The following is a 12,327-nucleotide window of genomic DNA, read 5'->3' on the forward strand; positions in this document are numbered from 1 at the left end:
GAGGCTGAAGAGGCGCCCCTGCTAAGGGTGTAGGTCGGGTAACCGGCGCGAGGGTTCAAATCCCTCCTTCTCCGCCACTATATATGCGCCTTTAGCTCAGCTGGATAGAGCATACGCCTTCTAAGCGTACGGTCAGAGGTTCGAATCCTCTAAGGCGCGTAAAATAACAAAGTAAAAAAACGCTTATTGAGCGTTTTTTTTGTGCTTTTTTATCTTTTAAGAAAATATTTACTTTAGGGCTTTTCAGCAAACCTTGAAGAGTAGCAGGTGGGTGGATGGTTTGAGCTCACTTCCATAAAGGAGGTTTTTTGAGTAAGATAAAAATAAATCAGTAGAATAGAAAGAAGTGAACGTTTTGATTAAATATAAAAGTCTCCATCATGTAAGTCTTACTGTTACAGATTTGGAAAGAGCAAAAGATTTCTATGGGAAAGTTTTATGTTTAAAAGAAATACCACGTCCAGATTTTGATTTTTCAGGTGCCTGGTATGAAATAGAGGGACAGCAACTCCACTTGATCGTCGATCCCTTTTCACAGACGATTCGTCAAGATAAAAGCTTATCCAGCAGAGAAGGTCACTTTGCCCTTAGAGTCGAGAACTACTATGACACACTTACATGGTTAAAACAGAATAAAGTTGAACTCCTTGAAAAACCATACGGAAAAAGTGGATTTGCGCAAATTTTCTGTGCTGATCCAGATGGTAATTTAGTTGAACTAAATGTTAATCAAAAAGAATTATAAAAGCATCCCTTTGTAGAATGGAGCTTCAGGAATAATCAGTAAACACATTATAAATAATATGGTTATGAAAACTTTAATTCTTGTGATTTCCACAGTTTTTTTACTAATGTTCGCTAATGAAGTGCAAGCGGAAGAGATGATCTCAGTGAGATTAAGAAATTATATCGGAGACACCTCAAAATTAGCATTTCATATAAAAGGTACTTATTCAACGTTAGATCCAGCATGGATGTTAAAAGAAGGGGATGAATATACACTTTCATATAAAGGTGGGAAAATGTTTCTTGCTTGTGGTGAGTCAACAATGGAACTAGATAGCCCGTTCATTTTATATCCTGATGCTTATGATGAAAAGCATCTAGTATACATTGATGGAAGACCTTATATGGGGGCGGTAGAGTTTAATATAGAAGAAAAAAACATTAGACCAGTTAATCAAATACTTTTAGAGGATTACTTAAAGGGTGTAGTCCCATTTGAAGTGTTTCCCGAATGGAATATAGAGGCCTTAAAAGCACAAACGTTAGCTGCTCGTACTTATACAATCACCCATAAAAATCCCAAACTAGACGACACCATTCAATATCAAGTCTACGGAGGGTACAATCAATTCAAGAAAACCAAAAGGGCTGTAATTGATACGAAAGGAGAAATCATTACGTTTCAAGATAAGCCCATAAGTGCTTTTTATTCTGCGAGTAATGGTGGAATAACAGAAAGTAATAAAAATGTATGGGGTGGCAGTCCAAGCCCATATTTCCCTATCAAACAAGATCCTTATGATCCCATTCAACCCTGGGATTTTACATTACATAAAACACAAATAGATTTGGAAGAAATCAAATCGAAGGGTTGGAACGAGTTAAAGGAGAAAGATGGTAAAATTAGTGTATCTATTAAAAAATGGCTTAATCGAAATGGGTATGAAGGTGACATAAAAATTTTAAGTATTCCTTATTTTGAAGTCGATAATATTAAAAATGAATCACAAAGGTCAATGAAAGGCTCAATCCAAATCGAATTCATGAGAAGGTTGATTGATGGCACTATTTTATTCGAAGAAGTCTCAATGGATCATGTTGAATTAAAAAAAATACGACCGATGATAGGTGGAAGCCATTTTAGAAGTTATCTAATAAGTTCGTTTGAAATGACCCCAACTTCTTATAAAGTAAGTGGCAAAGGTCATGGCCATGGAGTTGGGATGAGTCAATGGGGTGCAAACGAAATGGCAGAGAAGGGGAAAACCTACAAAGAAATTTTAGGGCACTATTATCCTGGTACTCAAGTTAAAGTCACCAAAACCTTTCCAGATAATTAAAATGATGATATCTTTCAGGTATCATCATTTTTTTGCCTTTAGAAAAAATAAATAATCAAACTAGACTGTAGATAAAAATTACACTAAAAAACTTAAGGAGTTGAACCTAATGGGAAAAGTTACACCATTCTTAATGTTTCAAGATGGCAAAGCAGAAGAAGCAATGAATTATTACATATCAATCATTGAGGATTCAGAAATTACAAGTATTGTTCGCTATGGGGCGAATGAATCTGGAGATGAAGGAACAGTAATGAAGGCTACTTTTTCTTTAAAAGGGCAAGAATTTATGTGTATTGATAGTAATCTGAAGCATCAGTTTTCATTTACTCCTTCCATTTCAATTTTTGTTACTTGTGATAGTGAAGAGGAAATTAATAGCATTTATCAGAAACTTATCGAGGGTGGACAAGCGCTTATGCCAATTGGGGACTATGGTTTTAGTCAAAGGTTTGGTTGGCTAAATGATCGATTTGGAGTATCGTGGCAACTAAATCTCCCTTCGTGAAAGTCCTATAAACGAATAGCATAGCAGCCGATCGAAAATTGAAAAGAGGTACCTTGATGGCAAATAGTAGAATGAATCCAAAAGTTGATGATTATTTAAGTAAAACTAAAAAATGGAAGGAAGAATCTGAGAGGTTGAGACATATTGTTCTTGACTGTGATCTGACTGAAGAGTTTAAGTGGATGCATCCGTGTTATACGTTTGAGAAAAAAAACATCGTTTTAATACATGGATTTAAAGAATATTGTGCGCTTCTGTTTCACAAAGGTGCCTTATTAAAAGATCCCCATGGAATTCTTGTCCAACAAACCGCGAATGTACAGGCGGCACGCCAGATTCGATTCACCAATCTTCAAGAAATAGTTGAACTAGAACCCATTTTGAAAGAATACATTCTTGAAGCCATTGAAGTTGAAAAAGCCGGTTTGGAAGTGACTTTAAAAAAGAATACAGAATTCATCATTCCAGAAGAACTTCAAAATAAATTCGATGAAACACCAGACTTGAAAACTGCTTTTGAAGCATTGACGCCGGGACGGCAAAGAGCATACATTCTTTATTTTTCTCAACCGAAACAATCCAAAACTCGAGTGTCAAGGGTTGAAAATTGTATGGAGAAAATTCTCAGTGGAAAGGGATTAAAGGATTGCACTTGTGGACTATCTCAAAAAATGCCCTCCTGTGACGGCTCGCACAAGAACATTCGATAAGCAGCATATCATTAATTAAATTTTTAGGAGATAATTAATTTGGATTTTTTAGGTTTTATTACATTGATAATAGCTGGATTCACTGCTTGTGCTGAGTTTACTTCATTTGCCTTAGTACATCCAGTTATCCGTCATTTACCGCAAAAGTACCATATACGTTTTGAACAAGATTCACTGAAAACATATGGAATTATTATGCCGATATTAATGCCTTTAAGTGTAATTCTAACCGTAATATACGCATTATTTACTAATGAAATTGGAGGTTTCGAACTTACTATCCGTATTGCTTCTGCCGTGATGTTTATTTTAGCAACCGTAATAACTATTAAATATAATGTTCCAATTAACAAAGAAATTAAACAATGGGATGCTGATCATCCTCCCCCTGATTGGATGGAGATAAGAAAACGTTGGATGTTCTTTCAATCTATTCGGTCTTGGTTGCTTCTTATTGGTTTCATGTTACTTTGTTTATCGGTTTCAAATTAGGAATTGTGAGAAGCTAATCTATTACCAGTAACTACTTTGTATTGGGAATGCTTTATGTTCTCTTTTTTGTATGGAGAAAATAAATGTATTATTCTGTTTTTGATTCAAGGAATGGTAAGATTGAGATGTATGGAAGACTCAATAAAGTATATTAGTTGGTTATTATTAAAAGGCTAATTTTTAGGAAGGAAGTACAAAGCTATGGATTTCGAAACAGTGATGCAGGAGCTTGAAGCCCTCGGTAAGGAACGAACTAAAAAAATGTACATATCTAATGGTGCGCACGAGCCACTTTTTGGCGTAGCTACAGGTGCTATGAAACCAATCGCAAAGAAAATAAAAATCAATCAAGATTTAGCTGATGAGCTTTATGCTACGGGTAACTACGATGCAATGTACTTTGCTGGCATTATTGCAGACCCAAAAGCCATGACTGAGTCGGATTTTGATCGTTGGATGGATGGAGCGTATTTTTATATGCTTTCCGATTATGTGGTAGCAGTAACTTTATCAGAGTCAGATATTGCACAAGAAGTAGCTGATAAATGGATCGCAAGTGGTGACGAGTTGAGAATGTCTGCCGGATGGAGTTGCTACTGCTGGATGTTAGGGAATCGCAAAGACAAAGAATTTTCCGAAAGCAAGATATCCAATATGCTTGATACTGTGAAAAGTTCGATTCATGATTCGCCAGAACGAACCAAATCCGCTATGAATAATTTCGTATACACCGTGGGAATTTCCTATTTGCCGCAACATGAAAAGGCAGTCGAGATCTCGAAGGAAATAGGAATTGTAGAAGTCAAACGGGACAGTAAAAAAAGTAGTTTACTAAACGCATACGAAAGTATTCAAAAAGAAATGGATAGAGGGAAGCTTGGTTTCAAACGCAAATATGTAAGATGTTAAAAATAGTCTCGAATCGGGGTGTGATTCCAGAAGGATTGACACTCTTTTTTGTTGATATACTTAAAGAGGTAGTTTTCAGAGAAATTATAAGTCAGTTGTCTTCTTGCAAATACTTATAAAAAATGTTAAACTTTAGTAGAATTATTTTTGTTCGGTGTAAAGGATAGTATAAGATTAACTTTTCGTCTTGATGATCACTGAGTCCAAGGATAGTAACACATTGTGTGCAAAGCACACAGCAGGAGGAAACAAAATGGAACAAGGTAAAGTAAAATGGTTTAACGCAGAAAAAGGTTTCGGATTTATCGAGCGTGAAGCCGGAGAAGACGTATTCGTTCATTTCTCAGCTATCCAAGGGGACGGTTTTAAATCTTTAGACGAAGGTCAAGCAGTTACTTTTGACGTTGAGCAAGGTCAACGTGGAGCTCAAGCAGCTAACGTACGTAAAGCTTAATAATAAAAACAAACTAAGCAGGCTCTTTTTAGAGTCTGTTTTTTCTTTTAAATAACAAGGATCCCCACTCACTGAATGAGCAGGGCACAATGTAAGAAAGTAAATCAAATGGTAAATAAAGTGTATCACATAATAACGAATTCACCTAATTTCGTTTGTGTTAATTATAGCTTTCAATTTAGCTATAGTTCACCAATTCGTCGTAGACGGTGAGAATCTTTATTAGAGTAAAGTGGGGACTTTTGATGAACTTAATACATGGGCAGAAGTTATTCTGGCTGTCTTTGGAAAAATATCTCTATTAAAAATATTTAGAAAATACTATTGACAATTTGTTAATAGAATATTAAATTAAGTTTTATACTTTATTAAAGTAAATGAATAAATACGTTCTCTTATCAAGAGTGGCAGAGGGACTGGCCCGATGACGCCCAGCAACCGTTCCGTTTGGAATTGGTGCTAAATCCTGCAAAACAAGAAATTGTTTTGAGAGATAAGAGAGGAGTAGTCCTTATTTTGTGATGAAACCTCTCTTTTCTGGAGAGGTTTTTTATATTTTAGGCGGTGTTAAACTGGGCTATTGATTTGCGCTTCAGTAAAATTTTAACAGCCTAATAAAAAAACTCTCCTAAGAGCAACGTTGGTAAGAAGGCATAGAAAACAAAAAGGGGAGAAAAAAACATGAAGAAGAACTTTTTAAGAAGTACATTTGTATCAGCAATCGCTGCAACACTTTTGCTTACAGGCTGTGCATCAGGGGGAGAAACAAAGGAAGCAACAGGATCAAACACACCGATTGAAGGTGTACCTGAACGCTTTGCAAATGGAGACCAGCCGAAAATCAAAGTTATTCGTAAAATTGGCGGGGACGATCACACAGCTCAATTCTTAGCTGGTGCGAAACAAGAAGGTGAAGCTTTCGGTTTCCAAGTGGATGTATTTACTGCAAATGGAGATACAGCGAAATTTCATGATGCGATTAACCAAGCGTTAAATCAAGATTATGATGGATTTATTATTTCTCACGGTGATGATGATGCTACCGTTAATGACATACAGAAAATTGTTGACGCAGGAAAGGGCGTAGTCGCATTTGACTCGAATGCAAATTTAACTAGTGTTGACGGTGTTACTCTTGTATCACAAGATGATGAAGCGTTAGCTACTCTATCATTGGACCAATTAGTAAAGGAAACAAAAGGGGAAGCCAATATTGCATACCTATGGGTAGACGGATTCCCGCCGATGGTTAGACGAAATAAAGTTTATGAAGATGTATTAGCAAAAAATCCTGGAATTAAAGAAGTGGAGCGCTTTGGGGTGGCAGCAGCTGATACGAGTGTTCAAACCCAAAATGCTGTTGCCGCGATGCTGAATAAATACCCTAAGGGTGAACTTGATGCGATTTTTGCAACATGGGATGCTTTTGCTATCGGTGCAGCTCGCGCGTTAAAAGAAGCTGGCAGAGAAGAAGTTAAAATCTATGGAATCGATGTTTCAAATGCTGATTTGCAGGAAATCCAAAGAGAAGGCAGTGCTTGGAGATATACGGCAGCTGTTGATCCTAAGTTGATTGGTGCAGTAAATATGAGAATACTTGCGAAGAAATTAGCAGGCGAGGAAACACCACAAACTTATGATTTGGAAGCTTCACTTATCTCTCAAGAAGATCTTCAGAAATCAAAAGATCCTGTTAATATGGTCAATCTAACTGAAATCATTGAAGGATGGGGCCAATCGACGGAATTTGAAGAAGACTGGATGACGACGTTGAAGGAACACTATCAGAAGTAAGGGACTTATTGATAGACACTCTCTTTTCACAAGATAAAGAGAGTGTTTCTTTGAAAGGACGGTTACAATGACCACTTTAGAGATGAAGAATGTCTCAATTGAATTTCCCGGTGTAAAAGCATTAAATGAGGTGGACTTTTCGGTTGAAAGCGGGAAAACTCATGCCTTAATCGGAGCCAACGGTGCTGGGAAATCAACGCTGATGAAGGTTCTTTCAGGGGCATACGACCACTATACTGGTGAAATCACAATGAATGGACAGCCTCTTTCCATTCGTTCCCCCAAGAGTGCCATGGATTCAGGAATTCAAATTGTATATCAGGAAGTGGATACAGCGCTGATCCCTTATTTAACGGTTGCTGAAAATATCATGTTAATGGACACGGTACATAACATGGGAAAGAAGCAATGGGTCAATTGGAAAAGCCTGCATGTGAAAGCGGCCACCATCCTATCGGAAATGAATTTGAATCTTCCTACTAAGAAACTAGTAAGTGAATTGACATTGGCAGAAAAACAAATGGTCCTAATCGCGAGAGCCGTGTCGAAAGAATGTAAATTTCTCATTTTGGATGAGCCGACAGCACCTCTTAGCCATACAGAAACAAATGAATTATTTCGTATAGTACAAGAATTAAAAAGACGTGGTGTTGGAATTATTTTCATATCACACCGACTTCCAGAGATTTTTGAGATTTGTGATGAAATAACGATTATGAGAAATGGGGAAGTAGTCGAGAGACAGAGAATTTCGGATACCACCCAAAACAAAGTAGTGGAGCATATGCTTGGCCAAAAACTCGGTGAACAGTTTCCTGATAAATTCATGACCATTGGAGACACATTCCTTGAGGTAAAAGGACTTACAGATAGAGATAAGATTAAAGATTTCAGCATGAAAGTCAGAGCAGGAGAGATTGTGGGAATCGCTGGGCTTGTAGGTGCCGGTAAGACCGAGTTCTGTAAAGTCCTATTCGGGGCTGAAGGCAAATTAATGGCAGGAGAAGTCAAGGTTAACGGAAAAAGGGTTAGCGTTAAAAATCCTTATGAAGCTGTTAAGAATGGATTTGCCTTGGTCCCTGAAGAGCGCCGAAAAGAAGGTATTCTTGTATATGAATCAGTTGAATCAAATTTAACCGTAGTGAATTTAGGACGTTTTTCAAAGGAATTAAACTTCTTGGATCGCAAAAAAGAAAAGTTAGTTGCAAAAGCAATGATCAATCGTCTTGGAATAAAGACACCTTCTGAAGAAACAAAAGTTCAAAATCTTTCTGGTGGTAATCAACAAAAGGTTGCAATTGGTAAGTGGCTCGTAGCCGATGCTGATGTCTATATTTTTGATGAGCCGACCAAAGGTGTAGACGTTGGCGCAAAAAAGGACATTTTTAATCTTATTTCCGAGCTGGCAAGCCGCGGAAAGGCTATTATTTATGCATCATCTGAGCTATCAGAGATCATGGGAATTACTAATCGGGTCTATGTTCTTTATGATGGAAGGTCAGTGAAGGAACTAGAAACAAACTCAACCAATGAAGAAGAACTATTATTCTATTCAACAGGGGGCAGGTAAGATGGAGGCAAACATAACAGCAAAGAAACAGACCCCAGCAAAAACGTCATTTGATCTTTTTCAATTTTTTTATAAATATGGAACGATTATTACGATCATTGCACTCATTATCATATTTTCATTGGCCAATCCAGCTTTTATCCAGGGAAATAACATTGTAAATATCCTGCGTTCCATTTCAATTGTAACCATCATTGCAATTGGAATTACAATCAGCTTAACCGTTGATGGCTTCGATCTTTCAGTTGGATCGGTGGCATCCTTATCGAATGCAATCGTTATTTCCATGTTCGTCTGGTTTTCGCAAAATACCTTTGTAGCTATTATCTCGGCAGTTGCTGCAGCGTTAATTGTAGGAATATTGAACTCCATTATGATTGTAAAAATGCGGATTCCTGATATGTTAATGACGCTAGCGACAATGTTCGTTATTCAAGGAACGGCATTGACCTATACAAAGGGAGCGACCGTTTCACAAAACATGGTGTTGCCTGATGGGACCATGGCAGAAGGTCTGATTAGTCCGCTTTTTTCGAAAATCGGTCAGGTACCGTGGATTATTTTGATCATGGTCGTTGTCGTTGTAGTGGTTCATATCTTTTTAACGTATACAAAACACGGAAGATACATGTATGTGATAGGTGGCAATAAGGAAGCAGCAAGACTATCTGGAATTCCTGTTAATAAATACAAAGTGGCAGCTTACCTGCTTTCGGCGCTTTTTGCAGCGATTGGTGGGATTGTCTTAGCTTCACGGGTTATGACATCTGAAATCAACTCAGGTGCACCTTACTTAATGGATTCTGTAGCAGCTGCCTTTATCGGATTTTCCGTTTTAGGTGCGGGTAAACCAAATGCATTCGGAACCTTTGTAGGTGCAGTGTTGATCGGGATTTTAGCAAACGGCCTCGTGATGATGTCCGTTCCATACTACGCAATGGACATCGTAAAGGGAACGGTCTTAGCATTTGCACTGGCAATCACATATTATAAACAAAAATAGTTAGTTGAAGAGGGCCTATTCGATGTTGATAGGTCTATTTTTATTCGTAAATATAGACACCTTCTTTCAACTAAGGAGCTAGATTTGTTGATGAGGATAATTTTCACAGTACGTAGAATATATATTATTCTTAAAAGTTACTATTAACTTCATAATGCGAGAAGGTATGAGAAAAAAATACAATTGATGCACAGATGGAAATGGTAAAATAAAGAAAAGTGAAGTTGACAAAGGGGTAATTATATTTGATTTGGTTTATATTAGGTTTTTTATTCGTCCTATATGTAATTTTTAGCCTTTCAACAATTAAATACCAGTTAAGGTTGATTATTAAACACCTTAACATTAAGGAAGAACCCCCTAAAATTCCTGATGAGGAAATTGAAAAAGAATTACAAAATGACTTGAAGAGTTAGCTTACTAGGCCACAGTAATTAAAACATATTCTACTAGAGACAGTTTACGGAAGAGTTTTAGTAGTCTATTACTAAATGTTAGTTTTTTGTATTAATGGGTAATTTCAGAGAGATGGGATATAATTACCATAAACTACCTGCCTAATAAGGTAGTTTTTTATATGGAAAAAATTTCTCCTGTTATTTTATTATATATAGAACATTTGACCATGATTAATTCGTCTAATTAGTAAATACGAGGGAAACGTGAGGAGAAACATGATTGAGAAAACAAAGAGTAATGAAGTAACCCTATTAAGTCATTTCAATCAAGAAGATAAACTAGTCTGGTTAATGAATGCATATGGGAACGATGTTATTCGAATTGCTTATACATATTTAAAACAGGAGCAGTTAGCTGAGGATGTTGCCCAAGAGGTATTTATTAAATGCTATGAAAAATTAGAAACATTTCGAAATGAATCTTCTTATAAAACATGGCTTATAAAAATTACAGTTAACAAATGCAAAGATGTTTTAAAGAGTTGGACATATAGGAACCTAGTGGTAACTGACTTTATAAGAGAGAATCTGACTTCTTACACTAGGGAGCAAAAAGAGTTAGATTATGCAAAAGAATTGTTATCTAGTAAAGTAATCGATTTGCCAGTGAAATTACGGGAAGTCATTATTTTATATTACTATCAAGAGCTCACGATTGAAGAAATCTCTGAGTTATTGGGGATTCATTCTACTACCGTTAGAACAAGAATGCATCGAGGTCGTTTAAAGTTAGAAGAATCGATTAAGGGAGTGAGCATTGGTGGATAAACAATTTAAAAATTTAAAAGAAGAAATAAATGAAGACCTATTAAACCATATACAGTTTAAAGAGCATCATAAAGACCAGGTGTTACGCTCCATTAAAGCACCTAAAGGGAAACCTAAACGTCAGCCTTTATTTAAAAATAGATTTGGTGCCGTGTTAAGTTTCTCCGTTGTCACCTTAATGTTTACTGGGATTAGTTACTATGTCGGAACTCAGTTACAGCTATTCAATGATGAAAAAGAATCTGTTTCTGAAAAGCCAGTTGATGTGAAACAAATAGAAGAAAAGCCCGAAGATCAAGAATCCATCTATACTCCACCAAAACAGGAAGAGTATTACGAAGATATGACTAAGGAAGAGATACTTACAAAAATGATCAATACAGTAGATTATTTTGAAACAGCTAGAGGTGAATATAAAATCCATTACAGTTTTCAACCTGGTTATGAGGAAGTAGAATATGCGATTATATTAAAAAATCAACCTGGTGGATATTCGAAAGCAACCAATAATAGTGGAGAAGTGTATAGGGAGTATTATCATAACGGAAAGGCTTGGTCTTTAGTAGAATCTTTAAAAACTTATTTAGAGTATCAAGTAATGGAAGGAGGACTAGACACAGGAACCACGTTAACATTAGATCAAGCCTTTTCAATAGCTTCAGATGGGAATCCTCTTACTAATTATAGAGAAAGGCCTCCAATAAGTAGGGTGGCTGAAAGCTTATTTCCTTATGAGATTGCATCTAATTACACACGAGATCTAAACCGATGGGAGATAGAAAAACAAAATGAAGAACTCCTCGGCCATAACACGCTGGTGATTAAAGGGACAAAGAACCATAGAGATTTCCAATCGTTTCGTTTCTGGGTAGATAAGGACACAGGCGTTCTAGTAAAGTATGAAACATATAACGCAGCAGGTGAAGTGGTTGATTATTTACATCCTACGAGATTGGAAATAAATGTTCCAATAGATAGTCAGGAGTTTGTTCCAAACTTAGAAGGATATAATGCGCAAGAAAATCAGTTTGAAGTTGAGGTTGATCCTCGTGAAGAGGAAGTGGTTCATGTAGCAGGAACCAAGTCCTCAACAGAAATAAATGAAGTATATACACTTATGAAAAAGGATATGCCGTTTCTTTATGAATTTACTCATAAAGATCTAACACTAATTTCAGCAAGTTATGAAACATTTAGGGACTATAAAATTGGTTATTTGTATTACAGTTTCGATCCGGATAAAGACAACAACTCTTCACAAATGTTATCTGTCAGAGTTCATCACAAAGATTCGTATGTTAGAAAGATTGGAGACTTTGAAATGATTGGAGAAACGATTGTCTCTCCATTTGAACAAAGCGGAATTAAGTGGGAAGGTACGAGTAAAAAGGAATCTGACGTAGAATGGGTACATTTAATAGGGGAAAAAGGTGATTATATTTATGATGTAGTGAGCCAGAACATATCGATAGACAAAACCAGGGACTTTCTTAAAGTCCTCAAGGCAGTAAATTAATTATCATAGTGAAAGGGGCTAACCAAGGTTGAGCCCTTTTCACTGTCACTATATCTAAAATTTGTAAATAAATACACTT

At 36.5% G+C, this 12,327-nt stretch carries 12 protein-coding genes, 1 tRNA gene and 1 riboswitch; all 13 genes read left to right on the forward strand.

The window, feature by feature from the left end; genetic code table 11:
* The first annotated feature begins 85 nt into the window (after nt 1-85).
* The 13 genes from ACRX5O_RS21305 (at nt 86) to ACRX5O_RS21365 (ending at nt 12,248) form a co-directional block, all read left to right on the forward strand.
* Nucleotides 86-159, forward strand: a tRNA-Arg gene (locus ACRX5O_RS21305).
* A 196-nt stretch (nt 160-355) separates the two neighbouring features.
* Nucleotides 356-745 (forward strand): VOC family protein, encoded by a 390-nt coding sequence (locus ACRX5O_RS21310; protein WP_433907786.1) that lies wholly within the window; start codon nt 356-358, stop codon nt 743-745.
* Between the two features lie 136 nt (nt 746-881).
* The gene (locus ACRX5O_RS21315) at nt 882-2,066 is read left to right on the forward strand and encodes a SpoIID/LytB domain-containing protein (RefSeq protein ID WP_433907787.1); all 1,185 of its coding nucleotides are present in this window, start codon (nt 882-884) and stop codon (nt 2,064-2,066) included.
* Between the two features lie 109 nt (nt 2,067-2,175).
* Entirely contained in the window at nt 2,176-2,574 is a 399-nt protein-coding gene (locus ACRX5O_RS21320; RefSeq protein ID WP_433907788.1) for a VOC family protein, read from the forward strand.
* Between the two features lie 56 nt (nt 2,575-2,630).
* Nucleotides 2,631-3,284 carry a YdeI/OmpD-associated family protein gene (locus ACRX5O_RS21325; RefSeq protein WP_433907840.1) on the forward strand — a complete coding sequence of 218 codons (654 nt, stop codon included), beginning with the start codon at nt 2,631-2,633 and terminating at the stop codon, nt 3,282-3,284.
* Nucleotides 3,285-3,323: 39 nt separating this feature from the next.
* Entirely contained in the window at nt 3,324-3,776 is a 453-nt protein-coding gene (locus ACRX5O_RS21330; protein ID WP_433907789.1) for an anthrone oxygenase family protein, read from the forward strand.
* A gap of 201 nt (nt 3,777-3,977) precedes the next feature.
* Nucleotides 3,978-4,685 (forward strand): DNA alkylation repair protein, encoded by a 708-nt coding sequence (locus ACRX5O_RS21335; protein WP_433907790.1) that lies wholly within the window; start codon nt 3,978-3,980, stop codon nt 4,683-4,685.
* A 253-nt stretch (nt 4,686-4,938) separates the two neighbouring features.
* The gene (locus ACRX5O_RS21340; protein ID WP_433907791.1) at nt 4,939-5,139 is read left to right on the forward strand and encodes a cold-shock protein; all 201 of its coding nucleotides are present in this window, start codon (nt 4,939-4,941) and stop codon (nt 5,137-5,139) included.
* A gap of 392 nt (nt 5,140-5,531) precedes the next feature.
* Nucleotides 5,532-5,639: riboswitch (SAM riboswitch) on the forward strand.
* 181 nt (nt 5,640-5,820) lie between these two features.
* Nucleotides 5,821-6,933 carry a sugar ABC transporter substrate-binding protein gene (locus ACRX5O_RS21345; protein ID WP_433907792.1) on the forward strand — a complete coding sequence of 371 codons (1,113 nt, stop codon included), beginning with the start codon at nt 5,821-5,823 and terminating at the stop codon, nt 6,931-6,933.
* Nucleotides 6,934-7,000: 67 nt separating this feature from the next.
* A complete protein-coding gene (locus ACRX5O_RS21350) occupies nt 7,001-8,503 on the forward strand; it encodes a sugar ABC transporter ATP-binding protein (RefSeq protein ID WP_433907793.1) in 1,503 nt (500 codons plus the stop codon).
* Nucleotide 8,504: 1 nt separating this feature from the next.
* Nucleotides 8,505-9,506, forward strand: a complete 1,002-nt coding sequence (locus ACRX5O_RS21355) for an ABC transporter permease (protein WP_433907794.1) — start codon at nt 8,505-8,507, stop codon at nt 9,504-9,506.
* A 674-nt stretch (nt 9,507-10,180) separates the two neighbouring features.
* Nucleotides 10,181-10,732: a sigma-70 family RNA polymerase sigma factor gene (locus ACRX5O_RS21360; RefSeq protein WP_433907795.1), complete on the forward strand. Its 552-nt coding sequence runs from the start codon at nt 10,181-10,183 to the stop codon at nt 10,730-10,732.
* Nucleotides 10,725-12,248: a sigma-E factor regulatory protein RseB domain-containing protein gene (locus ACRX5O_RS21365; RefSeq protein ID WP_433907796.1), complete on the forward strand. Its 1,524-nt coding sequence runs from the start codon at nt 10,725-10,727 to the stop codon at nt 12,246-12,248. Before ACRX5O_RS21360 ends, ACRX5O_RS21365 begins: the two co-directional genes overlap by 8 nt.
* Nucleotides 12,249-12,327 lie beyond the last annotated feature (79 nt).

Origin of the sequence: Robertmurraya mesotrionivorans (genome assembly GCF_050971805.1) — a bacterium.
Classification (GTDB): Bacteria; Bacillota; Bacilli; order Bacillales; family Cytobacillaceae; genus Robertmurraya_A.